The organism is Streptomyces sp. NBC_01717 (genome assembly GCF_036248255.1).
Classification (GTDB): Bacteria; Actinomycetota; Actinomycetes; order Streptomycetales; family Streptomycetaceae; genus Streptomyces.
Genome location: NZ_CP109179.1, coordinates 421,032 through 445,771, shown reverse-complemented (window position 1 = coordinate 445,771; position 24,740 = coordinate 421,032). Strand labels below are relative to the sequence as shown.

The following is a 24,740-nucleotide window of genomic DNA, read 5'->3' as shown; positions in this document are numbered from 1 at the left end:
GGGGTCCTCCTGCGATGTTGCCCGATTCGCCTGGTGAGACGCAGAGTTGTGGCTTAGTGTCAGTCGTGCGTTCGGGCACAGGTGGTACGGGGGGCGAAAGTGGGCGGTTCAGACACTACTCAACTTGTGTTCTTGCACGGGATCGGAGGGATCCGTGACCCGGAGCGAGAACGCCGTGAGTGGCTGGAGGCTCTGGCCGCAGGCGCCCGCAAGGCGGGGCACTCCGACGCGGTCTCCGGTCTGACCCAAGGCTGGCTGGCGGAGGTCCGGTTCGCCGACTACAGCGATCTGTTCGCCGACGCCGAGGCCCAGGGGGATCAGACCCTGGAGCTCAACGACCAGGAAGACGCCGTGTTCCTCGAGGAGTTCGTCGAGGCACTCATCGACGAGCTGGGCATACATTCCGTGGAGCGCGGCGACAAGCGGGCGTTGGCGGTGGTCGAGGACGCCCGTGCCCAGTTGCCCCGCTTCGACGGTGAGGCCCAGGGCGTCGGAGCACCGATCCGCGTCCTCGGCAGGGTGCTGACGACCCTGCTGCAGATGCCGGGGCTGCGCGGAAGCGCGCAGTGGGCGAGTGGTCTGCCGCTGCTGTGGTACCTGGCCCAGGTCGGCCGCTACCTCGGCAGGCAGGAGGCCGACGGCGCCGGGCGCACTCTGGACGAACGGATCCGCGAGCGGGTGCTGCGCGGTACGGAGCCCGGCCGCCCGCTGATCGTGGTGAGCCACTCGCTCGGCACCGTCGTGGCGTTCGAGGCGCTGAGCGGCCACGGCGGGCCGGTTCCGCTGCTGATGACCCTGGGCTCACCGCTGGCCACGGGGGCGGCCGTACTCCAACGGCTGGTGCCACAGCCGCCCCGCACTCCTGGCTGTGTCGAACGGTGGCTGAACTTCTGGGACCGCGACGACATCGTGGTGGGCCGGCCGCGCGTCCAAAACTGGATGCTGCCCAACGCCTCGGGTGTCCTGCCGGTGACCGAGCGGGTGGACTCCGACGGTCTGTGGGTGCACAGCGCCACCAAGTACCTGCGGCAGCCGGCCGTTGCCGGCCCCCTGGTCGAAGCACTGAAGAAGTGACCGAGGAGCAGCGCCGGCACGTCCTGGTCGTGGGCGCGCAGTGCACTGCGATGGGCGTCCTGTCCCGGCTGGAGGAAGCCGCCCGCAGCCTGCACTCCGCGCTCACCGACCCCGCCCTTGGGGCGTGCACCGCCCGCACCGGCGACCATCCGTCCCTGCTGGTGAGCGCCGCTTTGAAACCTGAGGACGTCCGCAACGCTGTACGCGAGGCCGTGTGCCGGGCCCGGGACGACAACGCGGTGCTGGTAGTGGCGTTGCTCGGGCACGGCTTCACCGCCCCCCAACAGGCCGACCTGTACTACATGGTCGCCGACTCCACGACTGGCAGCATCGGGTCCGCCGTGCACGTCGGCCAATTGCTCACCGAGGCCGTCGACGAGCCAGGGGTCGAGGGCGTCGTCGCGCTGGTGGACACCTGCCACGCGGCTGGCGCGACGCCGGACGCGCGCGGCATCGCGGGCGGTGTGCGGGCGGGCCGTACCAGGCTGTCGGTCCTCACCGCAGCCGCGGCCGATCAAGCGGCCCGCGACATGCGCCTGACGTTCGCCGTCGTCGACGTGTTACGCAAAGGAGTCACCGGCGCCGGTCCCCTGGTGTACGCGGACGCCAAGCTCACCGAAGAGCTGCGCAACCGGATCGTCGGCCAGGTCGTCGGCCGGTTCGAATATGACAACGACCCCTTCGCCGCCGAAGGCCTGTGGCTCGCCCGCAACGCGCGATCGGCGCCCGGCGCCGGAGGCGGCGTCGTGGGGGCGTCTGGACGACAAGACCTAGAGGAAGCCGTGGCCCTGTGGCGAGCCGGTACCCGACTCCCGGCACGCCTCACACGTTCCGCGCTAGACGAGCTCGACACGTTCGCCCGGCGGGGCGAAGTGGCGGACGCTACCGATCCGGTCTGGCACGACCGGGTCACCGACGTGGTGGCGACACTCCTGGGATGCTGCGAGATCGTCACCCTCCTCAACACTGTGTTCGCCGAGGTGCTGACCAGCGATCTGCTGCGCGCCGCACGCCAGTTGTCGGGTCTGCCCCCGGAGGTCGAGGGCGCCGAGCTGCTGCGCGACCTCGTTGAGTACGCGGCCCTGCGCGCGCCGACGCTCGACGAGTCCCCGTGGAAGGTCCCCGCGCGCTTCGTGGCGGCCCTCGGCCTACTGGCCGCGGGGAACGAGGTGGACGGCCGGCTGCGGGAGTGGGCGTGGAAGATGGGTGTGGTGACCGAGTTCAACGACGCCTTGGCCGAGCTGGCGCGCAAGCGCGAGCAGGGCGAACTCCGCCTGGTCGTCAGCCTGGCTGGCGCGTTGGCCGACTGGCCGGACGAGATTGACGCCTGGTTGGTCGGCAGCAGCGAGAGACTCCCCGTCCACGAGCGCTTCCGCTGCGAGGCCGCGGACCAGCGGGGGGTGGGCCGTGCGATCGGGACAGCCCTGAATTGGGCGCGCCGCCGGCTCCCCACACCGGAACAGCTGGTCAACGTGGACGTCGCCGCGCCTGCCCACCTGCTGGCATCCTGGCAGCCCGAGGAGGACAAGGTCGGCCTTCGACGGCTCGGCGTCAACCACACCGTCGTCGTGCGCTGGAGCGGCCGCATGGACCCGATGGACGAGAACGCCGAGCTAAACGACGCTGCCCGCAAGGCGCTGCGCGACATGGCCGCCTGCACCAGCGTGCCGGTGGAGTGGATCGGAGCATCCGTCCTGGAGGACGGGTGGCGACTCGAGCAAGATCTGGAGACAGGCCGCTACGACATCGCAGTCGGGCTCGACCACCACCCCGAAGCCTTGCAGGACGTTCTTGAGCAACTGCTGCCGTACGCGCCGATCATCCTGTGGCCACGGCCGGACGCGCGCCCCGGTGACGTACGGCTACAGGTCCAGGTAGAACGCCACTGGCAAAGCCTGCCCGCTGGGTTCGCCGAGGCCTACCGGAATCGGTGGTCCGCCGGGCACGAAGATTGTAAGGCCTGTCTCGGCGAGCTGCGTGCGGTCTGGCACGACGAGGCCTGGCTGGAGTTCTGCCGTCCCTTCGAGCAGCGCATCGTGGCCAGCCCCGAGGAGGAGTTGTGATCTGGAAGCCCTACTACCGCGGTGACGATGAGCAGCGGGACACCCCGCTGGCTGTCCCGCCGCCGTGGCGCACGTTTCCGCGCACGCCGCAGCACCGCCAGTACCAGCCGCCGCCCGGTCTCGTCGACGCGGTGAACGCGGCGCTGCACCTACGCCGCCCCCTCCTCGTCACCGGTCCCGCCGGGTCCGGCAAATCCACCGTGATCGAGCAGGTGGCCCACGAGCTGAAGCTCGGGCAGGTCCTGCGCTGGCACATCACCTCCCGCAGCTCGCTGACCGACGCCCTCTACCGATACGACGCCCTGGGCCGCATCCACGCACAGAGCCTGCGCTCGGCCATGACGCACGGACCGGCCGACCGGGCCGGACGCGGACGCAGCCGCGACGACATCGCTCCCTTCCTGCAGCTCGGGCCCCTCGGAACCGCGTTGCTGCCAGCCGACCAGCCGCGTGCCCTGCTGGTCGACGAGATCGACAAGAGCGACCTCGACCTGCCCAGCGACCTTCTGGAGGTCCTGGAGCGAGGTGAGTTCGAGATCCCCGAACTCGTGCGGTACCGCAAGCCCCGGGTCAAGGTCCGCCAGTGGGACAGCGAAAAGGAGCACCCCATCGAGCGAGGGCGGGTGCAATGCATCCAGTTCCCGTTCATCCTGCTGACCAGCAACGGTGAACGCGACTTTTCACCGGCCTTCCTGCGCCGCTGCATCCGCTACCCCATGCCTGCCCTCACAGGTGACTTCCTCACCGGCATCGTCCAGGCCCACTTCCACGAGGTGCCGGAGGGCGCACGCGAACTCGTCGACGAGTTCGCCGAGCGAGTCGAGGCGGGCGAACACCTCGCTGTCGACCAACTGCTGAACGCCGTGGCCCTGCTTACCGGTGACCGGGCGCCGAAGGGCAGACAGTACGAGGAGCTGCGTGAGCTGCTCCTGCGCGAGCTCTCCCGTGTCTGACGCCCTCACCCGGCTCGTCCGGGCCCTGGGCAGCGCGCCGCTGCCCTCCGGAGTGGACGCATGCGTCCTCGCCGACGCCTTGTGGCTCGCCGCCTCGGGCACCGTGGACTGGGACCCGGCCGCGCCCCGGTCCACACCCGGCGAGGAGACCGTCACCCACCCCGAACCCACGGCGCCGTCCGAGCACACCGAGTCCTCGCCTGCCGAGGACGACACCCCGACCGGCGCGACGAGCAGGGAGCTGTCCGTCCGGCGTCCCGGGGCGAGCGACACGGTACGCGGCGCGCCGTTGTCGCTGGGGCGCGCCAACCCGCTGCCGGACTCGCTCGCCGTCGGCCGGGCCATCCAGCCCTTCCGCCGGCCATGGCGCCAGGGCGCACGCAGCCTCCTGGACATCGACGCCACCGTGGAGCACTACGCGCGGGGCGGCCCCCTGGTACCGCTGTTCCGTCCCGCTCCCGAACCCTGGTTCGAGGCGGTCGTCATCGTGGACTCGGCGCTGTCCATGAGCGTGTGGGAGGAGACTACCCGGGCCATCACCCGGCTCCTGACCACCTTGGGAGGTTTCCGCGCCGTCCACACATGGCGCCTGGAGTGGCAGGGGAACGAGCCGCGCGTACGCGACCACCACGGCTGCGAAGTCCCCCGCGAGCGCGTCCCCCACCACAGCAGCGGCACCCGGGGCAGGCGGCTGGTCCTGCTGGCCTCCGACTGCGCCGCCCGGGGCTGGCACAGCCCCGTCCCCTGGCTTTTGTTGCGCGACTGGGGCGCACAGATGCCAGTGGCGCTACTCGATCCGTTGCCGCCACGCCTATGGCGCCGCTCCGCCCTTAACCTGCCCGCCGTACGCGTCACCGCGGACCGAGCCGGCGAGCCCAACCGCGCCCTCCGCTTCCGGCTGCCTCCCAGGTTCCGTCCCCGCGTGGGCGTCGAGGACCCCCTCGGGCCCTGGTCCGCGCTGCCCGTCGTGTCCTGCAGTTCGAACTCCCTGGGCGCGTGGGCGAGCACACTCATGCGCGCCGACCCACGGGGCTGCGACGCGGTGCTCATCCCCGCGACCGGCCGCCTCCTCCGGACGCGCAAGGGAACAGCACCTGCCCGACAGACCGATCCGGAGCGGCTCGCCGAAGCGTTCGTCCAAACCGCCCCCTCCCCGGCCGTACGTCTGGCCGTCCTCTGCTCCGGGCTCCCCGAACTGCCTCTGCCGCTGTTGCACATACTGCGCGACGAGGCCGCGCCCGAAGCCCGGTACTCCGATCTCGCCGAGCTACTCACCAGCGGCCTGTTCACCGTGCGCCGCGATGCCGAGGGCGATCCGCTGTTGGCGCTCAGTGCCCCCGCTCGAGAATTTCTGCGCACCCACCTCACGACCCACGACGCATGGCACATGCGGGCCGCCTTCAGCCGCCATGCCGCCGCCCACCCGTACGCCCCGGGGGGCGTCGCGGCCGTACTGCACGACCCGACGGCGGCACGGCAGGTACCGGCGCAGACACAGCCATTCGCCGAGACGGCCACCGCGGTGAGGGGGCACGGAGGCGCGGAGGCGACACGGCAGGCCGGTGCTGCACGTCCGGCCACCCCCGGGGGAATGGCCGCGGCGACGACCCATGAGGCGCACGAGGCATCCGCCGTGTACGAGGCCGTACGGGCGCAGATGCAGTCGCTGTTTGGCCCGCCCACCGCGCCCCTGGCTCTGCGTGACACCGAGCTTCTGCTGCGGCGCCTGATTGACTACACCTATCAGCGGCTCCCGGCCCCTCTGGGCGACTGGCCGCATCGGAACACGCTCTTCGATGACCTGCGCCCCATCCAGGGCAGCGTCACACTTACCGATGTGATCGGCGACCTCCGTGACCAGCTCTCCGCGGAGGGCATCGACCTCGAAGGGCCGACGCCGGTTGAGGATGCGCTCGAACAGGACCTGCTGTGGCGTGGCGCCAGCGCTCCTCTGTATGTCACGGTACGAGTGGAGACCACTTTCTCGTGGCCGCGCGTGATGCAGGCTGTGCGCACCACGTCCCCGCGCACCCCGGTCGTACTCTCCCCCGTCGAATTCCTCCTGGTCCTCGACGACTCGGACAAACCCGGAGAGCTCCAGCCTTTCGGTTCCTGTGTGGCCTTTGTCGAGCGCGCGGCTCCTCAGCCGGGGGCCGTCGTCGTGTTCCGTGTCCAGACCCGCCTCGGCAAAGCGCGGCGGGAGAGCCGGGACGCACTCGCCAAAGCCCTGCGCGAGCTGCATCACCGGGCCGGCGCCCCGACGTATGCGTTGCTGGTGTCGCGGGCCGAGCAGGCGTACCCTCCCGTCCAACTCACCACAAGCACACTGTCCGACTGGTTCAGAGGGAAGGCCGTCCCGGCCGACGAGCGCAGCTTTGACTGGCTGGTTCACTTCCTCGCCTGGCAAGCGGATCCGGATTCCGACGGCCAGTCGACCGCGGCCTCGTTCACCACGTTGCGGGACCGTGCTCTGCAGAAGCGCCCAGAAGCCCGGGCATCACCCGTCATGACTACACGTCTCGGGCAACCGATTGCCGACTTCGTCGACCGTACGGCGCGGTCGGAATCGCCGCACTACGTCGAGCGGCGCCACGACCGGCTGCTGCGGGCCGTCGTACAGGACTGCGCCGCCGGCGCATCGAGGCTGGTCCTGCTCGTCGGCCCGCTCGGCTCGGGCAAGACCCGGTCGGCCTGCGAAGCGGCGCGCCACCTTCCGCACGACTGGTCTCTGTGGGAACCCCAGTCCAACGCCGACCTCGACACGGCACTCGGCGCTCCGGCCCGGATCGGTGCGCGCACCGTGATCTGGCTGGGCGATGCGGAGCGACACCTCCTAGACGAGGCGGCCGGTGGGCGCGGCGAACACGTCGCGGCGGCGCTGAGAGCGCGGCTACAGGACCCCGCCGACAGCCCGGTCCTGGTGCTGGGCACAGTACGGACGGACCACTGGAACACACTGATCTCCGTACCCCCGCTGAATTCACCCGACCGGCATCAGCAGGCACGAACCCTGTGCCTGATGGGTGTGGCCATCCCTGTGTCACTGACCGGGGATGCCTCGTCCCTCTCCTACCTCACGAGCGGCGCCGACGCGATCGAGCGGTACACCTCCGCGTCCTCGCTCGTACGCGCCTTCGCGGACGCCGCGATCGACGCCCGCCGCTACGGGCATGGACCGGTGATCCCTGGCGTCCTGCTCGGCGAGGCGGCCGTCGGCTACCTGCGCCATCTGGAAGGGAACACGCCGGATCTGGGACAGCTCTCTGTCGAGACGCTGAACAGCGCGGGCCTGTTCCAAGTTGCGCGGCCGGTCGGGGCGGCGTCCTCACTGGGATCCTTCCGGCTCTCCGACCACATCGAGCAGTACGGACGTGAAATCCGCCGGCACTCGATCCCTCCGGAATCGCTGTGGGACGCACTGGCGGGGAACGCCGCGCTCCCGGACCTGGAAGCCATTGCCCGCGCGGCAAAAAAAGAGGGCGACTCACAGGTCGCGGAGCGCTTCCGAGTACTCGCCCAGGAACGGCGGGAAGCGTCCACCGGCGTGCAGGAGGCCAACCCCGTCCAACTGCGCCAACTGCGCCAACTGCTGAGGCGCACCGACCTCGGCGCGGACCAGGCCAGAGCCGTCATCGACCAGTCACTGTCCTGGCTGAACGCGCATGACCGTGCCGAGAGTGCTCAATACGTCCTCACCCCCCTCCTGTCCCGCGCGGATCTGCCTCGCCAGCAGACAGCACAGGCGATCCAACAGGCGCTGGACTGGCTTGCGGTGCACGGGGAGGCCCAGGTTGCGCAGTACCTGCTCCACTCCCTGCTGAGGCGCACCGACCTCGGCGCGGACCAGGCCAGAGCCGTCATCGACCAGTCACTGTCCTGGCTGAACGCGCATGACCGTGCCGAGAGTGCTCAATACGTCCTCACCCCCCTCCTGTCCCGCGCGGATCTGCCTCGCCAGCAGACAGCACAGGCGATCCAACAGACGCTGGACTGGCTTGCGCTCCACGGGGAGACCCAGGATGCGCAGTACCTGATCCACTCCCTGCTGAGGATCTCCCGCCTTTCCGGTGACGAGGCGGCGCGGACGCTGGCGTACACCCGAACATGGCTCGCGGTGCGTGGGGACACCGAATCGGCGCAGTTCGTGTTGTCGGCGGCTCTGCGACGGGAGGACCTGTCGCAGGAGGATGCCCACGTCGTGCTGGACCAGGCACTGCGCTGGCTAGGCTCTCACGGCGGTACCAGCGACAGTGGCCTCGTGCACACCGCACTGCGCCGGGAGGACCTACCATCGGACGCCCGGCGTCAGCTCGTGCGATATGCCCTCGACTGGCTCAGTTCGGTCGGTGCCTCCCCCGAGGCCGAGGCCGAGTACGTGGTCTTTGCACTCCTGCAACGCGGCGACCTGGCACCGGAGGAGGCGCGCGAGGCCACGGCGCTCGCTCTGACGTGGCTGGGGGATCGCGGTCACGGCACCGACCTCGACGCCCAGTTTGTCCTGAACGCGTTGCTTTCCCGCGACGACCTCACTCCACCCGACGCGACGAGGGCCGGTGACCGCGCAGTCGAGTGGCTGCGTATCCACGGTGGCGGGCCGTCCGCGCAGTACGTGCTGCGTCCCCTGCTCCTGCGTACCGACCTGGGACTCGAAGTGTCGACTAGGGCGGTGGAGGCAGGGAGACAGTGGAGCAACGCCCGTAACGCCGAAAACAAGTCGGACAATGGCATAGGCGAACTCGCTCGCACCCACGCCGCTTTGGACTCCGGGCGCAATCGCCTCATCCTCGTCGTGGACATCGCAGGCTTTGCCTCGAAGTCCGTGACGGCGCAGACGAACGCCCGCAGTGCTCTGAACAACGTTCTGACCCAAGTGCTCTCCCAGGACGAGAGTCCACCGTCTTGGGAGAGGAACGACAGGGGCGACGGGCAGATCATCGTCTTCGAGGCGTTGACGCGTGCTTTGGCGCTGGCTCCGGACCTGCTCGCGCGATTGGAGCGTGCACTGCACGGCCTCCACCGGGAAGCGTCGCTCAGACTGCGACTCGCGCTGCACTGTGGTGACGTGACGCAGCACCGCGGGGCATGGGTGGGGCGGCCGGTGGTCACGGCCCTCAGGCTGGTAAATTCACAGCCGTTGAGGGCCGCTCTGAACGCCGCAAGCGACTCCCCGGCGGCCGTGGCGGTCTCCGACACCGTGTTTCGCGCCGTCTTCTCTGACAGACAGGACCTGCGCGACCCTTTCCGCCCGGTCTACGTCCTGAGCAATGAGGGCACCGAGAAGGCGTGGGTCTCGGTCGCGGGGTACGCGGAACCACCCGCCATCGAAGCATGGTCGCGTCCTCCTGGAGATATGTGACAGTGGCGGCCGGACGGCCGACTTCGGGACGCTGGTGACCACCTCACAGCCCTGGGCCAACCCGCCTGGTGGTCGGCGGCCCCGCGGTAGATGCTGGACGTATAGCCTCAGACCCAAAGCGTCTACGTGCTCTGTCGGCGGCAGCTTCCGTTGCGCGGGCGCGATCGTCGCTGGGATCCAGGGAGCGCTGGCGATGCGCGGAGTCGGCGAGCCGCAGGCCATCGACACGGATAGCGAAGGCACGGACTCGCGCTTGTTGCAGTCCGAGGGTGGTCAGCAGTTCCAGGGCAGCCGTGGCGAGAGCGGGTGAGTGGTTGGTGGGTTCCGGCTGTGTGCGTGTGCGCGTGGTGGAACTGCGATCGGCGTACCGCGCGGTGAGGGTGAGTCGGCTGGTGACCTGAGGCTCTCGGCGCAGGCCTTCGCCGATCTGGTCGCAGCCGCTGGACGTCGCCCGCATCGCCCTGCCACTGCTCGTCAATTTCGCCGGGCCCCCAACCTGTACGTGTTCATGGCCGCCTGGCTCATGGCCGGCGTCGCCATGGCCGCCACCTTCTACCAGCCCGCCTTCGAGGCTCTGACCCACTGGTGGGGCCCGGATCGCGTCCGCGCTCTGACGACCGTCACCCTCGCCAGCACCGTCTTCGCACCCTTCACAGCCACGCTGGTCGACCACCTCAGCTGGCGCTCTACCTACGCTGGACGGGCCGGCATCCTCGCCGCCGTCACCATGCCCGCCCACACCCGGGCCCTGCGCGCCCCTTGGCCACCTGCCCCGCCAGGCGTCCTACGACCAGCCGCACACCGATCGCCCGCCGCCGCTCGCCCGTCGCGGGGACCGCCTTGTGTACGGCGGCCCACAGGGCGCGACCGCCCAGGCTGGTGGCGAGGAGGCCGAACCGGTCTGCCTTCGTTACGACTTCCAGGACCTCCCGCCATGTAGCGGCAGGGAGGATTCCGGTACCTCCGCTTCGAACCGACTGAAGAGTGCCATCACGCGGGCCGGTCGCCAGCGTTGGGTCGAGGCCGAAACCATCCGTCCCTTCGCCGTGTTCCGCCAGGCCCAGCTTCACCAACCGCCCCTGGTGGAGAAGGCGATGGGGCGCCAAACAGCGCGCTACTCGCCCAGCTCGATGCGGCTTGCCGGGCCTGCGACGATCTCGCGCGTGAACGGAAGAGCGCTTCCTTCAGCATCCCGACGCAGAGGTCATCACGAGTCTTCCCGGCCTTGCCGTGCTCACCGGCGCCCGGATGCTCGCCGAGATCGGTGGATGATCGCACCAGGTTCGAAACAGGCCAGGATCTGAAGGCGTACGCCGGAAGCGCTCCCGTGACCCGCGAATCAGGGAAGAGTAGATGCGTCAGTCAGCGCCGGATCAAGAACAGTCGCCTGGCCGCGACCGGCCGGCATTGGGCGTTTTCGGCACTCACCGCCTCACACCGCAGGCCCTACGGCTCGGCGCTCCTGGTTGCGTCACGAATGGGTTTCCTCGACGGTGTCCCGAGCCTTCTCGGCTTTAGGCCTGGAACGGACGAGCGATGAGAACAGGCCAACGGCACATGCCAAACGCACTAAACACTTCCCTTGCGCAGTCCATCAGATGTGGTGAAACCCGCAGATCAAAAGAGTGATGCGCCCGGATCGCCCCCCATGATGACGTCGTCGCACCCACCCCCCTTCCGCAAGGAGCACGACCATGTCCGAGACGACCGAGCCGAATGTTGGTTCGTTCACTCTCGGCGGTCCGCTGACCGTCGAACCCGCCGGAACGATCCAGGTACCGGAGCACGAGGAGTGGACCCTGCCCAACGGCTTCGCCTGGGTGTTCCCCCGCGAGGGTAACGGCAGCGGTCTCGTCCGACCCGTGATCATGGCCGACGGCTTCAACCTCGGCCGGAGCAAACTCGACGTGCTCTACCACGGGCTGGAGAGCGGCTACTCGTTCATCAGCGAGCTGCGCCAGCGCGGCAGGGACGTGATCCTACTCGGCTTCAATGAGCGCAGCGCCTCGATCCTGGACAACGCGCAGGCGGCCGAGGCCGCCATCATGCGGGCAATCTCCGAGCAGCTGGGCGACGCCCGCCTGGTCGTGGGCGGCTTCAGCATGGGCGGCATCGTCACCCGCTATGCCCTCGCAAAACTGGAGACGCACGGGGTAAATCACCGGACCGGGCTGTACTTCTCCTACGACAGCCCGCACCACGGCGCTTCCATCCCACTCGGCGTGCAGGCGTTCTCCCACTTCGTCCCGCTCCCGAACGCCTTCGCGAAGCAGATGAACAGCCCGGCCGCACGCCAGATGCTGTGGCGGCACTACGACAAGGACACCGGCAAGATCTGCATCGCTGCTGAGCGCTCGGAGTTCCTGGCCGCCCTGGACCGGGTTGGCAGGTGGCCGCAGATCCCGAGGACGATCGGCGTGGCGAATGGTCGCGCCGACGGGGTCGGCCTGCCGAACCTGAAGCCCGGCGAGGTCGCGCTGCGCATCGACCGGATCTACCCGGGCACCACCTTCTACACTCAGGCTCAGGGCGACGACGTGACGGCCGCATACCTGAACCGGAGGTTCCCGAAGGCCGAGAAGACCATCACGACCAGCGGCTTCCCGGAAGTGGACGGCGCGCCGGGCGGAACCCTGCACACCTACAAGATTCTCGCCGAGACGATGGAGAAGCTCGGCGGCAACGCGGACCTACGGCACGAGGACGTGTGCTTCGTCCCCTCGGTCAGCGCGGTCGCGATCCGCGACATCGAGAAGCAGGACGACCTGTACGCGGACATCAACGGACTGGAACCGCAGGAGAGCGAGCTAGGCGGCTTCCTCTGTTCGTCCACGACCACCGCGCACACAGCCATCACCGAAGAGCTGTGCACCTGGCTCATCGAGCAAATCGCCGACTAATCCGCGTCACGCGCCGACCGGGGCCGCCATCCCCCTTCAACGATCCGCGCTCTGACCAGCCTGCCCAACCTTGGTTCTAGCGAGCGGCAGATGGAACCTGCAGCGCTCGGCATGGTGCTGAACAGGGGATCAGCGAAGCCCTCAGAGGGTTGTGACGGCCGCCTCCGAGGGCTTCGGTTCTGTCTCTCCACGGAGGGATGGAGACAGCTCGTTCACTGTCCCGCATACAGCAGTTGATGGCCGGTAGCCGCTCCGATCCACGCCCTAATGGATCGGTCAGACGTCGTCGCCGGTGATCGATGGGCAGTTCGAGGCGCGCGCCCGCTGCCCTGGGCGTGCGACCGGTGAACACGACCCCGGAGGGGTCGTGCGAGCCCTTGAGCTCGCCACGCGGGAACTCGAGGTCGACATCGCTCGCTTCAGCTCCTCCGCCAGCGCCGCCAGGTTGACCACCTATGAAACACGGCCGCTCCCGGGGGCCTATGGGTTTGGTCAAGGTGATGGGGCAGGTTGAGATTCGTGCAAGGTGCCGTCGCGGAGCATCGCGATGAGGGCGTCTGCTCGTCGGCGGGCGAGGCAGAGGAGGGGGCTGATTGTTCTGCTTCATAACAATCTGTCTGGAATGAAATCATTCAGGGGATAGGGCAGGCGCCGAAGCCTGCCACCTACAGCAGGAAGGATTACCGTGAGCGCTCCGCGGGATATTCCGGGTCGTCCCGGTGGTGACGTGGGTGATGCGCTTCTGACCGCCCTGTTCACCGAGTCCCCGATCGGCCTGCACATTCTGGATACCGGGCTGCGCCTCGTGTACTTCAACTCCGCTGCGCGCCACATCCAAGCCTTCCCGATCGAGGAACTCCTCGGCTGCACGCTGTCGGAGGCGCTGAGCGCCTGTGGTCTGGAAGAGGCTGAAGGCATCGAGGCCCTGGTTCGTGAGGTGCTGGAAACCGGCACGCCCAGGCGCGATGTCCTGGTGACGCTGCGGTCCCCCTACGAGCCGTATGCCGAGGTCACTGCGGCGGTCTCCTGGTTCCGGCTGAATAACGCGCGAGGGCGGCCCCTGGGGGTGGCCACAGTGATCGTGGATGTCACCGAGCGCTACCAGGCCCAGGCGCGGCTGGCTCTGCTGCACCGGGTCAGCACCCGGATCGGCACGACGCTGGACGTCTTTCAAACGGCGCAGGAGCTGGCCGAAGCGGCCGTCCCGGATTTCGCTGACACCACCACGGTTGACCTCCTTGACCCAGTGCTGCGCGGCGAGGCTCCTGAGCCCGGACCGCTGATCGAGGGCATCGCGCTGCGGCGCGCGGGCTGGCACTCGATGCACGACATCAAGGACTCACGGATCCCCATGGCCGGAGAAATCGGCAGCTTCCCGGCCGGATCGCCATACCGTCAGGCCATGGCAGACCTTCGTCCCTGCCTGATCAGCAAGTTGGACGCGGACGCCGCCTGGCTGGCCGACGACCCGTTTCGCTACCGGCTGCTGACAGCCGTCCAGGTGCGCTCGATGATCGTGGTTCCGCTGTGTGCCCGCGGCCTCGTTCTGGGCCTCGCTTGCTTCTACCGCTGGCGCTCCCCAGACGCATACGAGGACGACGACCTCGCCCTCGCCAAGCAGCTGGCTGCCCACACCGCACTGTGCCTGGACAATGCGCGGCTCTACAGCCGTGGCCGCTCGGCCGCCCGCATCCTCCAGATGAGCCTCAGGCCCCTCGAAGCCCCGACCCACAGCGCCGTGGAGATCGCACACTGCTATCCGCCCTCCAGCTTCGGCGGCGACTGGGCCGACGTCATCCCCCTGCCCGGCGCTCGGGTCGCCCTGGCGGCCGGCACCGTCACCGGCGACGGCATCCGCGCCACAGCTGCCATGGGCGAACTGAGAGCCGCCATCGGCGCCCTGGCCGCTCTGAACCTGGAACCGGACGAACTTCTTCAACGCCTGCACGAGCTCGTCACCTGGCTCAGCGGTCAGGAACACCCCACCCCGGAAGCCGGACCGCGCACCGCGACCGTGGGAGCCACCTGCACCTATGCCATCTACGACCCCGTCACGCGGCACTGCACCCTGTCGGCGGCAGGCCACCAGCCACCGGTCTTCGTCCGCCCGGACGGCACCGTGCAGCTCGCCGACACCCCGCAAGGACCAGCCCTCGGCCAGGGACGACCCACCTACCAGACAACGGAACACGAACTGCCCAAAGGCACCGTCCTCATCCTCACCAGCGCCGCCCAACACAACGACCGCACGCCGCAGAAAACCACCCAGACCCTGGCCCAGGTCCAGGCCCTCTTCACGTCCGACACCGCCTCACTCCAGGAAACCTGCAACACCCTCATGGACATCCTGACCCCCCAGCCCCCTGAGCCCGGCGCGACCCTGCTGCTGGCAAAAACCCGCACCCTCGGCCCCGAGCAACTGGCGTCCTGGACCCTGCAACCCTCGCCCGAGCACGTGGCCCAGGCACGCAAGTACACCGCCGACCAGCTCGCCGCCTGGAACCTCAACGACCTCACCCCCACCACCGAACTAGTCGTCAGCGAACTAGTCACCAACGCACTGCGCTACTCCAACGGAACCATCGGCCTACGCCTGATCCGAGACCAGACACTGACCTGCGAAGTCTCCGACACCAGCAGCACAGCCCCACAGCTACGCCGCGCCGAGGAAGACGATGAAGGCGGCCGCGGCCTGTTCCTCACAGGACAGCTCACCCAGCGCTGGGGCACCCGCCCCACCCGACACGGAAAGATCATCTGGGCCGAGCAAGCACTTCCCGAACCCGTCACCGCACCGCCGCCCTCCTCATAACGGGTACTTCTGTTCCAGAAACTCGGCGGCGGCGTCGGCCGCGACGCGGAGGGCCAGCTCGCCGCCACCCACCGGGCGGTCAGTTTCAGCTTGCGATGCTCGCGCTGGTAGGTGAGATCCGACCCGCCCCAGCCCATGACGAAGATGCCGTGGTCGCCGGCCGTGCCGAGCCCGGCGTCGATGTCGGCCAGCAGCGCCCCGTAGACCCGCGGCGCGCTGGTTGTAGTAGGCCCGGCTCTTCTCGTTGGAATGCCGCCACGCCGCGCCCACCCGCGTGCCGGGCGTGGTCGTAATGGCGGCGAGCGGCGTCCTGGGCGACGCGCCGCCGGTTGTTTTCAGCGCCGCCAGCGCGTTCCCGGCGCCCTTGTTGCTGCGGTTGACGCCCCACAGACGGTCGTCGCCGGCCCCTGAGCCCCGGCGGTACTCGCCCGCCGTCTGCTTCGTCGGTAAGGCGGGGCGCACTCCCAGCTGCTGCGCTAGCCGATCCAACGGGCCAGGGCCTGACATCCCAGGTCGGCGAACGACGGGAAAAGGCCAGGTCGGCCCCCTCGTTCCGTCCCACCGGATGCTTCCAGCGGGACGGATGCACTGCTGTTGAACGAGAGTTTGGGGCAGTCAGCAACCGTTGAGGACTGAGGACAGGGCGCTTTTCTCGGCGGAGTCGACCGAGAGTCCGTAGTAGTACTTCACCTGGACCCAGGCACGGGCGTAGGTGCAGCGGTAGGCGGTGCGGGAGGGCCACCAGGTGGCGGGGTCCTGGTCGCCTTTGGACTGGTTGACGTTGTCGGTGACCGCGAGCAGTTGGGGGCGGGTGAGGTCGTTGGCGAGCGCCTGCCGCTTGGACGTGGTCCAGTTGTCGGCGCCCGAATCCCACGCCTCGGCGAGGGGGATGAGGTGGTCGATGTCGACATCGGAGGCGGCGGACCAGGTGGCTCCGTCGTAGGGGGAGTACCAGCTGCCACTTGTGGCGGTACAGGAGGAGTTGGTGACGACGCTCGTGCCGTCGCGCTTGAGGACGGTCTCGCGGGTGTCGCAGGTGCCGCTGATGGTGATCCAGTGGGGGAACAGGTCGCGGCTGTAGCCGGTTCTGGAGTGCTCGGCTGACACGGTTAGGGAGGCAAGGTAGGAGCGGGCGGTGGCAGCGCTGACCGGGGTGGGCAGTGCTGCCTGTGCGGGGGTGGTGCCGAAGATGGTGAGGGCAGTGGTGGCGGCTGCTACGAGGGTGGTGAGGATGCTGCGGCGCTCTCTGGTGCGCATGGGCTTCTGCTCCTAGGGTGAGGAGTTGAGAGGGGTGGGCTCGCGCACATGATGGGCCCGGGCGGTCTATGCGTGTAGATCCCGGGCGGTGAAATTTTATGACGGTGCGTCAGCGCGGTTCTGTGTGGCCTTTCCAGCTGACCGTCGATGGCGTGATTTTTGGTCACAAGCGGGTGTCAGCCCATCTGTCCCGACTTGAACGAGCTTCGGGCCTACGGCTGTCGGCTGAGCGTGCCAGCAGTCTCACTCGCCGCCGTACGCGGCCGTTCAGCTCGCCTGCAGGCAGTGCAGACGCCCGGCCCATGGGCGACGGCGAACCAGGACGAACGGGACCGTGCACAGTTGGAAAGCGGACGCCGCCCAAGGTGGCATCTCGGCCGTGGAGAGGCGCCCGGCCAACCTGTGTCCGAACATGGGGCGATCAGACCACTTTGGAGGCTCCCTGATCACGCCCGACCCCAAACCGGGCAGGACACCGGCCAAACCGGTGCAGCCGACCTTGATGTCCCTCGGACATGCACCTCCGGTCGTATCACCTGAATGGATAAGCGCGTCGGGTCGCAGTACCGTGCGATCCACATAAGGCTGCCCTAGGAATCCGTTGGCTCACATGACGCCTGGTCAGTGAGCCGCCCCCTAGGTCCCACAGGAGCACAGAGTGCGTCACTTCAAGCATGTCGGTCTGAGCACGGCCATCGGCTTGGCTGCCCTCCTTGCTTGCTCTCAGCCGGCATCGGCTTTCAGCAGTACCGGTGCCGTGTCTATGCAGGCCACCCAGCTGATCGCGCGACAGACCCAGACCAGTTTCATTGATGTGGACGGGTCATCTGGGCCCAGCCAAGGGGACGAAATCGTCGTCAGCGGCGATCTCCTCCGTAACAGCGTCCCGGTCGGCAACTACGGTGAGGTCTGCACAATGACCCGCACCGCCCCTGATGATGAGTTCGACCTGCAGTGCACGGGCTCTCTTCTCCTGGCCGAGGGAGACATCACCTTCCAAGGCCGGTTCACCTCTACCGCTGCCGGCCCCGGCGACATCAAGTTCGCGATCACCGGAGGCACCGGGGAGTACCGCGAAGCCACCGGCTACATCCAAGCCGTCAACGTCAGTGCCACAGATACGCAGCTCAACCTCAACCTCAGCCACTGACACGGTAGGAGACGCCTCGCCGAGCGGCTCGGCCACCTCCCCGGCCGTGCCCCTCCCGCGCCCGTCTGCTCATGATTCAGCGGAGAACAGCACTCGTTCGCGGCCGTTCAGCCGCCTTGCGAGCAACCCAAGGAGCCTGGTCCACGGACGACCGTGAACCAGGACGAACGGGGGACGTGCAGAGTTGGAAAGCGTGTTGGGGGGCAAACCCTCACGACTTCGAATCTCGTATGCTTCGTCATTCTTCTCACCGGGCCCTTCGACGTGTGTGGGTTGCGGTTCTGGTTGAAGAACATGCGGAAGACGTCGTTCACTTCTCGATCCCGAGGTCCGCGAGAGCGGAGACGAGGCTATCTCCGCGAGTGACGAAGCCGAAGCAGCGCTCGACGTTGTAAAGCGTGGCCTGGAGGCAGAAATCGGGGGACGTGGTGGCAACTCCGTCCTCCAGCAGCACTGTGTCGTAGCCCAGGCAGGCCGCGTCTGTCAGGGTCGCAAGTACGCACTGGTCCGCGTTGACGCCCGTGAACAGAAGGGTGTCCACCCGGAGGTTACGCAGGATCGAGTCCAACGGGGTGTCGAAGAAGCCGCTCATCCGGTGCTTGGTGACGTGGATGTCACCGTCCACCGGCCGTAGGTCATCCACCACGGCTGCTCCCCAGCTGCCCTCCTGCAGCACCGGGGTGTCGGCGCCGGGAAGGACCGAGCCGATGCCGCCGCCCGTGCCGGCCAGATCATAGGCGTGCAGAACGTTCGGCGGGATGTTCACGCGGTCCGGGCGGCTGCCCCAGTTCAGCCAGATCACCGGCACGCCCGCGTCACGCAGCGGGGGCAGCATCCCGGCGATCGCGGCGGCGAGGCTCTCGGCACCGGACACGTCGAGACCGATGGACGCAAGCCAGCCCTCGGGTGCGCAGAAGTCGTTCTGCATGTCGACGACGACCAGAGCCGTGCGGGCTAGGTCGAGGCGGAGGCGCTGGGGCTTGGCGGGCACGGTCACAGGCTGAGCGGGTAGCACGAGCCGGCACAGGTCGACCTCATCGGCCGAGGCCCGCCAACTGTTGCGCGGGGTGGGGCCAAGGAGCCTGGTCCCGCCCCCCGTCACGGCGTGGTCCCCGCGTCGTCGTGAGCGTGGTTGTGCGTGTGCGGCTCGTCGCCCGGCACCACGTTCTTTGGGGAGTCGACCACACCGCACAGCAGCCGGACCTCGCCGTGCTGCCAGATCGTACCGACCTCTGAGAAGCCAGCCTGTTCGAGGGCTCGGAGGTGGATGTCGAAGGCCGCGGAGAGATCGCTGTGGTTCTCGCCGTCGTACCCGCGTCGCCGCCGCTCGGCCACCGCCGCAGCGAAAACGGGCTCCGCCTGCACCTCCTCCCACCAGCCGTACCAGCTGTCGGCGTCCTCGTGCGACCGGAGCCGGCCCTTGCTGCGCCTGAGCAGCGCGCGGTCGAGGTGCGAAAGGACAGGTGAGGCCCCCCGGTCGCGTTCAAGCTCGTCGCAGTTGACCAGGATGCCACCGGGACGCAGCAGCTCAGCGAGACCGGCGTACAGCGATGTCAGTGTCGCGGGGTGGAGCCAGTGCAGCGCGGTGGTGCTCAGTGCGGCGTCGGGCTGCCGGTCGAGGTCCAGGTTGTCCGCCCAGTCGGTGTTGCGGAGGTCCACGTCGGCGAACCGGAGCCCCGGTACATCCGCGTACGCTGCACGCCCCAGCTCGATCAGGAGCGGGTCGGCGTCCACGGAAATGACGGTCGCGCCGGGGATGCGGTCGAGGATGCGGGCCCCGAGGGAGCCGGGGCCGCATCCGAGGTCAAGTATCAGCGGGTCGGGTCGCTCGCTGATCTCCTCGACCACGTCGATCAGCGCGGTGAACTGTTCCTCGCGCTGCGGTAGAAAGGTTTCCTGCTGGCGGTCCCAGCGTGCGACCCATGCGCGGGCCGTCTCGGTATACGTGGTGGTCGGCATCGACAGGTTCCTCAGGTGTTCGCAATGTTGCTCGGCAGGTGGGTGCCGAAGGCCGGTGGGGGAGAGCCCCTGCTCATGCCGGGGCCGTGGCCTCGTCGTCGGGGGCCACGTCGTAGAAGGAAGGGCCGTCCAGGTACCGGATCGTGTTGGCGTCCCGCAACACGGTCTCCTCGCTCTCGTGCATCAGCACCACCACCGCCGGGTAGGTGAGGTCATCGACCGTGCGTGAGATACGACCGCCCGGCTGGACGTGCACCCTCACGTCGGCAAAGCTCTCCAGGTCCCGCAACTCCTCAAGTCCGCGGTACTGGGCCAGCGTTCCGGAGACGGGGGAGATCAGGCCGACAAACGCGCAGAACTGCCCCTCGGCCTCCTGGTCCTGATGACGGGCCAGAAAGTACTCGGGACGCAGATAGGCCTCGGCGGTCCAGTCCAGTTGGGACCTGCCGTGTGCGATCTGCGCGTAGTACGGCAGATTGGCGCCGCAGATGCGCGCTCCCGCCTCCACGAGCCGGGGTCCCGCGGCCGTCAGCTTGATCTCGACGTGAGCGGGACCGTGCGCGATGCCGAGGGCGTCGAGCACACGCGCGGCGTAGGCCGTCAGCACCTCCTGGGCGGCGCCCTTGCGGGGCATGAGGTACACGGTGTCCGACAGGTCCGCCACACCGTTGGCGGCGATGCGCGTCGTACGCCAGATTTCACAGATCCGGTGCACTCCGTCCCGGCTCGCGGTGTTGACCATGTACTCGGTGCCGCGGAGGTATTCCTGCGCAACGGCCCCGCTGTTGCGCTCAGAGAAGACGTTGCTGTGGCCGGCTATCTGGGCAAAGGCAGCGGTGGACTCCTCAGGGGTATTACAGAAGAACACCCCGTTGCCCGCTGCACTGCGCAGCGGCTTGAGGACGATTCGGCCGCCCAGCTCCTCGTGCCAGCGGGCGACTTCGTCCCCGGACCCAGCCAGTAATTGCCGCGCCCCCGGTACCCCGGCCCGCTTGATCGTCTCGATCATGACGTACTTGTCGCGCCGGGCGGTGCTCAGCGCGGAGCCGTTCGTGGGAAGGCCCAGCCGTTCGCTGAGGGCGTCCGCCAGCTCGACGCCGATCTCCCCGCCCGCGACGACGGCCACCGGGTGGTGCGCCGCGACGGCCCGCGCGGTGGCGTCCAGATCGCCGTGGTGGACGATGTTCTCGGCGTACTCCGATAGATCGAACGGTCCTCGGTATGCGGCCGGCACCTCGATGGTGCTCTGCACCCGGACCAGCGCGGCCCCCTGCTTCAAGAATTCGTCCGCGAGAGTCTTCGACAGAGCGTAGGAGTCGACGATGGCGACGACGGGGGGTTGTGACATGTCAGCCTTCCTGAGCGAGGTCGGTTCTGATGTGGGTCGCAGGGGAAGGGGCTTCTGGGTCGGTCGGGAGCTGGTCGTCCGGGTCCGTCCCGGCGGGCGAGCGCAGCAGTACGAGCCGGCTGGCGGCCGCCACGGCGACCGAGAAGGTGCCGACGATCACGAATCCGGTGCCCGGCCGGCCGGCCCAGCCGATGCCCAGTCCCGCCAGCGGGGCCCCCAGCGCGTTGCCCCCGGCGAGCGCGGAGCCGTAATAGCCCATCGTCCGGCCCCGTGTCCGCGCCGGCCGGCCCCGGCCTAAGGCCGACGCGGTGGCCGCGAAGGAGGCCGCGGAGAGCATGGCCGCCGGCATGGCCGCGATCAGCAGGACCCGCCAGTCCGTGACGAGCCCTAGCGGCCAGGTGACGAGGCCGAGCAGCAACACCGGGGACCACGGAAGTACGGGGAAGCGGAGCATGCCGAAAAGGAAGCCGCCAGCCACCGCGTACGCTCCACACATCGCGATCAGCAGCCCGACCCACGCTACGTCCCCCTCAGCGCGCAACACCGCCAGGAGCGAGATCTCGAATCCGGAGGACACCGCACCGGCGGCGAAGGTGCAGGCCAGGAGGGCCAGCAGCCCGCAGTTCGGGCCGCTTCCGCTGTCGGCTCTCGCGCCCCGCTGCCGACTGCCGCCCGTCACCGCACTGGGCACTTGGATCGCGAGGGACACCGACGCGAGGACGAGCACGCACCCGAGCAGCCGGGTGGCGAGAGAGGGGGACAACTGTGTCGCCAGTACGGCCCCCAAGCCCGGTCCGACCAGATACGACAGCTGGCTGGTCATCGAGTCGAGGGCGAAACCCGTCTGCTGGTGCTCCGCGGTCACCTGGGCGGAGATCACCAGACGGACGACGGTGGAGCCCGGGATCAATAGCAGGCCGGACAGGAACGCGGCGGCGACCAGCACAGGATAGGGAAGTACGGCCGCCACCCCCCAGAACGCGCCCTGGGCCACCGCGCCGACGAGCAGCACAAGGCGTAGCCCATGGCGGTCCATGGCAAGGCCGAGCAGTGGTGCTCCGGCCATCGCCCCGAGCATCCAGGCGCCCGTCACGAGTCCTGCGGAGCCCAGCCCGCGCCCCAGCCCCAGCGACACCTGAAGGGCGAGAACGATGGGTATCGAGATCACGGGCAGCTTGACCAACCAGCTGAGGGCGATCGTCTGCCACACCCCCGGCACCTTCAGCACCAACGCGTACCGCTTCATCGCGCTGCTCCTCTCGGTGGTCGCGAACGTCCGACCATCAGGCGAAGACCGAGAGGTGAGCGCCGACACCGGCGAGAGGACGCCGCGTGGCCGGCGTGGCCCCCGCATCGACCATGGCGCCCTCTAGGGCCCCTCTCATCGAACGCAGGATCTCCTTGTGGCGGTGTCCGGGTCGTCCGCGGCCCGGCGCGCCGCGAGAATCCACTGCTGGTCTCCATGGACCAGGATCCAGCGCCACGGGCGCATCTGGCCGTAGTCTGGAGCGGTCGCCGTATCCTGGAGGAGGTAGGCGAGCTCCTCGTCGTTCGGTGCACTCTGATCCGTCAGCACCGCCGTTCACGGCGTCCAAGAAACGCTCCTCGGGTATTGGTCGGCAGGTACTAGTCGGTGAGCATGGCCGCATAGAGGCTGGTCTCGAGGTCCCGCAGCGCGGCGTAGTCCTCCTCAATGCGCTCCCGGCTGGGCGAGACGAGGTAGAGATTGCCCGGGCAGGTAGCCAGGTTGACGGTGCGCTCCAGGACAGCGACGGAGTCCAGCGTGGTGTCCATGCCGTAGAACGTGGGCAGGGCGCGGATCCGAGCCAGGTCGGGTGCGCGGATGACCTTGCCCTTCACCGGGCTGAGCAGATAGACGTGGCGCGCGTACAGAGCGGGGCTGGGCCGGGGCCCGGCGATCGCGTGCTCGAAGGCCGGCGGGTCCAAATAGCTCTGCGGCAGCAGCGAGTTCTGGCTCCGGCCGCACAGGGTCAGAGCGGCACCGGGGTCGCAGGCTCCCTCGATGCGTGCGCCCGTCTCGATCAGGACCGGTCCGCCGGAGGTCAGCATGATCTCACTGTGCGCGGAGCCGTTGTCGATGCCGAGTGCGTCGAGCACGCCCCGGGTATAGGCGTCGAGCACCTTGTACTCGTCCTCGTCGGGGTGCACCAGCTCGGAGTAGACGCAGACCGCGGTGGTGTCGACCATGCGCCGCCGCATCCGCCAGACGTCCGTGACGTGGTGGCGTCCGCGCGAGCTGACCGAGTTGACCGTGAACTCCACGCCGCCGCCGCGAGAGATGTCGGTCTGGATCAGCAGTTCACTGTTCCGCCTGCCAAACAGACTGACGGTGCCAAGGAGTTCTGCGAAGGCATCTCGCACATCCCTTTGCGACGCACAGAAGTGCACGCCCTCGGCCGAGGTCCCCGCTAGCGGCTTGACCACGACATGGCTCACGCCCCGGTTGCGGTACCACGCCAGAGCGGTCTCGACGTCCCCGGTCCTGCAGTGCGGGATCGCGGCGATACCACGGGCCGTCAGCAGTTCAGCCATGAAGTACTTGTCGCGCCGCCCGTGTGCCATCGCGGGATTCAACCCCGGAACACTCGGGAAGTACGGCGTCAGCCTGTCGGCAAGGTCGACGCCGGACTCGCCGCCGGGCAGCAGACACGCCACCTCGTGGGCACCCAGGGCCTGGACGAGGGTGTCGAAGCCGTGCGCCTCCTGGAGGGTGAGCAGGAAATCCTGCGGGCGGAAGGACGCGCGCCAGAATTCCGAGTCGCTCTCCTCGCTCAGCACGGCCGCGCACCGGTAGCCGAGTCCGTTGAACAGCTGGGCGAGTTTGATACCTGCGCGCAAGGGATCGACGATCACCACAACTGCGCGGGGGACGGCGGTCATCGCGCCTCACTTCGTTGGTCTGTGGCTGCTGGGAAGGGTTCGCTGTACCTGGTGACCCGGGGAGGGGAAAACCTGCGGCGAAGGCCCTCCTCCATGGGCGGGGATCAGGCCGCGGTGACGGACGGGCCAGCGGCGACAGCCAGCTCCTGCCAGAACTGGGCAAGCAGGTTCAGATAGCTGGTGAACCCGTACTCCAGGGCCTCCAGGTCCTCCTCAGTCGTGCACAAAGCGGCGGAGCTGGAGACGGCGTGCAACTTGTGCTCCTTCTCCGCCGCGCCGATGTGGAGGTAGAAGAACTCGCAGTGCTCGTGGAACTCCTCCAGCTCGAAGTGGCGCATGTAGTTGCGCGACCCCTCGTAGAGATAGACGAGCTGGGCGTAGGCGTGCCATTCCTGCGCCAGCAGCGCCCCGCAGCCGATCTTGACGTTCTCGTGGCCGAAGAGCCGGGCACCTGCGTCGATCACGCGCTGTGTGGCGGGCAGGACCGTCGGGTCGATGTCGTCGAACGCGACGTGGCGGCTCTGGATTCGGGAGAGCAGAGCCGAGAAGAAGTTCTTGAGGAGCACGGTGTGCACCTTCGAGGGGTCACCGTTGCCCATCTCGTCGTTCAAGTTCTCAATCGTCTCGGAGCGTGCCACCAGGTCGTCCGGGGACATCCGCAGGAAGACCAGGGCAAGCCGGTTGACGGTGGGGGCGACCTGGGCGAAGAAGTTGCGCGCGACGATCTCCACTTTCTCCGCGGGCAGCTCGGTGCCGAGCCACAGGTCGTAGAAGGCGTTGTTCAGCGCTGGGTGGCGGTAGACAGACTCGGCGAGGTCCAGCACGCGCTTGTGGTTGATGTCGGTCTGGATCTCGGTTTCCGCGGTAGACATGCGTCGTCCTCTCAAGGGTGATGCGATGGTTGGGGAAGGGATGCTGCCGGAGACGGGGGTGCAGCAGCCGTGAGTCGTAGGGGCCGGGAGGAGGG

17 protein-coding genes and 2 pseudogenes are annotated in these 24,740 nt (G+C 68.4%); 9 read left to right on the top strand and 10 right to left on the bottom strand.

Features of this window, described 5'->3' with window-relative positions:
- Positions 1 to 126: 126 nt before the first annotated feature.
- Genes OHB49_RS43755 through OHB49_RS43740 form a run of 4 tightly spaced genes read left to right on the top strand, consistent with a single transcriptional unit; the run spans position 127 to position 9,446 of the window.
- Positions 127 to 1,074 carry an SAM domain-containing protein gene (locus tag OHB49_RS43755; RefSeq protein WP_329167169.1) on the top strand — a complete coding sequence of 316 codons (948 nt, stop codon included), beginning with the start codon at positions 127 to 129 and terminating at the stop codon, positions 1,072 to 1,074.
- The gene (locus OHB49_RS43750; RefSeq protein ID WP_329167168.1) at positions 1,071 to 3,137 is read left to right on the top strand and encodes a hypothetical protein; all 2,067 of its coding nucleotides are present in this window, start codon (positions 1,071 to 1,073) and stop codon (positions 3,135 to 3,137) included. Before OHB49_RS43755 ends, OHB49_RS43750 begins: the two co-directional genes overlap by 4 nt.
- Positions 3,134 to 4,090, top strand: coding sequence for an AAA family ATPase (locus tag OHB49_RS43745; protein WP_329167167.1), 957 nt, complete (start codon positions 3,134 to 3,136; stop codon positions 4,088 to 4,090). The genes OHB49_RS43750 and OHB49_RS43745 overlap by 4 nt, the downstream gene beginning before the upstream one ends.
- Positions 4,083 to 9,446 (top strand): SAV_2336 N-terminal domain-related protein, encoded by a 5,364-nt coding sequence (locus tag OHB49_RS43740; protein WP_329167166.1) that lies wholly within the window; start codon positions 4,083 to 4,085, stop codon positions 9,444 to 9,446. The genes OHB49_RS43745 and OHB49_RS43740 overlap by 8 nt, the downstream gene beginning before the upstream one ends.
- Positions 9,447 to 9,489: 43 nt before the next feature.
- On the opposite strand, the gene OHB49_RS43735 is transcribed toward OHB49_RS43740, so the two are convergent.
- Positions 9,490 to 9,903 (bottom strand): DinB/UmuC family translesion DNA polymerase, encoded by a 414-nt coding sequence (locus OHB49_RS43735; RefSeq protein ID WP_443079724.1) that lies wholly within the window; start codon positions 9,901 to 9,903, stop codon positions 9,490 to 9,492.
- Between the two features lie 30 nt (positions 9,904 to 9,933).
- On the opposite strand from OHB49_RS43735, the pseudogene OHB49_RS43730 reads away from it, so the two are divergent.
- A pseudogene (locus tag OHB49_RS43730) lies at positions 9,934 to 10,266 on the top strand (MFS transporter); the annotation flags it as partial.
- Here OHB49_RS43730 and OHB49_RS46085 read toward each other — a convergent pair.
- Positions 10,265 to 10,479, bottom strand: a pseudogene (locus OHB49_RS46085) (hypothetical protein); the annotation flags it as partial. The pseudogenes OHB49_RS43730 and OHB49_RS46085 sit on opposite strands and share 2 nt — an antisense overlap.
- A gap of 231 nt (positions 10,480 to 10,710) precedes the next feature.
- Between OHB49_RS46085 and OHB49_RS43725 the strand changes: the two are divergent.
- The 3 genes from OHB49_RS43725 (at position 10,711) to OHB49_RS43715 (ending at position 15,158) form a co-directional block, all read left to right on the top strand.
- Positions 10,711 to 10,986 carry a transposase gene (locus OHB49_RS43725; protein ID WP_329167165.1) on the top strand — a complete coding sequence of 92 codons (276 nt, stop codon included), beginning with the start codon at positions 10,711 to 10,713 and terminating at the stop codon, positions 10,984 to 10,986.
- Positions 10,987 to 11,140: 154 nt separating this feature from the next.
- Positions 11,141 to 12,346: an esterase/lipase family protein gene (locus OHB49_RS43720; RefSeq protein WP_329167164.1), complete on the top strand. Its 1,206-nt coding sequence runs from the start codon at positions 11,141 to 11,143 to the stop codon at positions 12,344 to 12,346.
- A gap of 727 nt (positions 12,347 to 13,073) precedes the next feature.
- Positions 13,074 to 15,158 (top strand): SpoIIE family protein phosphatase, encoded by a 2,085-nt coding sequence (locus tag OHB49_RS43715; protein ID WP_329167163.1) that lies wholly within the window; start codon positions 13,074 to 13,076, stop codon positions 15,156 to 15,158.
- Positions 15,159 to 15,773: 615 nt separating this feature from the next.
- Here OHB49_RS43715 and OHB49_RS43710 read toward each other — a convergent pair.
- Positions 15,774 to 16,415, bottom strand: coding sequence for an HNH endonuclease family protein (locus OHB49_RS43710; RefSeq protein WP_329167161.1), 642 nt, complete (start codon positions 16,413 to 16,415; stop codon positions 15,774 to 15,776).
- A gap of 658 nt (positions 16,416 to 17,073) precedes the next feature.
- Here OHB49_RS43710 and OHB49_RS43705 point away from each other — a divergent pair.
- Positions 17,074 to 17,565: an allene oxide cyclase barrel-like domain-containing protein gene (locus tag OHB49_RS43705; protein ID WP_329167159.1), complete on the top strand. Its 492-nt coding sequence runs from the start codon at positions 17,074 to 17,076 to the stop codon at positions 17,563 to 17,565.
- Between the two features lie 310 nt (positions 17,566 to 17,875).
- On the opposite strand, the gene OHB49_RS43700 is transcribed toward OHB49_RS43705, so the two are convergent.
- From OHB49_RS43700 to OHB49_RS43670, 7 genes are all read right to left on the bottom strand, one after another.
- Positions 17,876 to 18,667, bottom strand: a complete 792-nt coding sequence (locus OHB49_RS43700; RefSeq protein ID WP_443079723.1) for a cysteine hydrolase family protein — start codon at positions 18,665 to 18,667, stop codon at positions 17,876 to 17,878.
- Positions 18,664 to 19,524, bottom strand: a complete 861-nt coding sequence (locus OHB49_RS43695; protein WP_329167157.1) for a class I SAM-dependent methyltransferase — start codon at positions 19,522 to 19,524, stop codon at positions 18,664 to 18,666. The genes OHB49_RS43700 and OHB49_RS43695 overlap by 4 nt, the downstream gene beginning before the upstream one ends.
- 73 nt (positions 19,525 to 19,597) lie before the next feature.
- The gene (locus OHB49_RS43690) at positions 19,598 to 20,872 is read right to left on the bottom strand and encodes an ATP-grasp domain-containing protein (protein WP_329167155.1); all 1,275 of its coding nucleotides are present in this window, start codon (positions 20,870 to 20,872) and stop codon (positions 19,598 to 19,600) included.
- A gap of 1 nt (position 20,873) precedes the next feature.
- Positions 20,874 to 22,118 carry an MFS transporter gene (locus OHB49_RS43685; RefSeq protein ID WP_329167154.1) on the bottom strand — a complete coding sequence of 415 codons (1,245 nt, stop codon included), beginning with the start codon at positions 22,116 to 22,118 and terminating at the stop codon, positions 20,874 to 20,876.
- Between the two features lie 135 nt (positions 22,119 to 22,253).
- Positions 22,254 to 22,448 carry a nitroreductase family protein gene (locus OHB49_RS43680; protein WP_329167152.1) on the bottom strand — a complete coding sequence of 65 codons (195 nt, stop codon included), beginning with the start codon at positions 22,446 to 22,448 and terminating at the stop codon, positions 22,254 to 22,256.
- Positions 22,449 to 22,498: 50 nt separating this feature from the next.
- Positions 22,499 to 23,773: an ATP-grasp domain-containing protein gene (locus tag OHB49_RS43675; RefSeq protein WP_329167151.1), complete on the bottom strand. Its 1,275-nt coding sequence runs from the start codon at positions 23,771 to 23,773 to the stop codon at positions 22,499 to 22,501.
- 104 nt (positions 23,774 to 23,877) lie between these two features.
- On the bottom strand, positions 23,878 to 24,645 hold the full coding sequence (locus tag OHB49_RS43670) for an iron-containing redox enzyme family protein (protein WP_329167149.1): 768 nt from the start codon (positions 24,643 to 24,645) through the stop codon (positions 23,878 to 23,880).
- Positions 24,646 to 24,740 lie beyond the last annotated feature (95 nt).

Excerpts from the sequence above, each read along its gene's own strand:
- OHB49_RS43690 (WP_329167155.1), bottom strand. The coding sequence starts at position 20,872 with ATGTCACAACCCCCCGTCGTCGCCATCGTCGACTCCTACGCTCTGTCG.
- OHB49_RS43735 (WP_443079724.1), bottom strand. The coding sequence starts at position 9,903 with ATGCGGGCGACGTCCAGCGGCTGCGACCAGATCGGCGAAGGCCTGCGC.
- OHB49_RS43675 (WP_329167151.1), bottom strand. The coding sequence starts at position 23,773 with ATGACCGCCGTCCCCCGCGCAGTTGTGGTGATCGTCGATCCCTTGCGC.
- OHB49_RS43685 (WP_329167154.1), bottom strand. The coding sequence starts at position 22,118 with ATGAAGCGGTACGCGTTGGTGCTGAAGGTGCCGGGGGTGTGGCAGACG.
- OHB49_RS43720 (WP_329167164.1), top strand. The coding sequence starts at position 11,141 with ATGTCCGAGACGACCGAGCCGAATGTTGGTTCGTTCACTCTCGGCGGT.
- OHB49_RS43695 (WP_329167157.1), bottom strand. The coding sequence starts at position 19,524 with ATGCCGACCACCACGTATACCGAGACGGCCCGCGCATGGGTCGCACGC.
- OHB49_RS43670 (WP_329167149.1), bottom strand. The coding sequence starts at position 24,645 with ATGTCTACCGCGGAAACCGAGATCCAGACCGACATCAACCACAAGCGC.
- OHB49_RS43710 (WP_329167161.1), bottom strand. The coding sequence starts at position 16,415 with ATGCGCACCAGAGAGCGCCGCAGCATCCTCACCACCCTCGTAGCAGCC.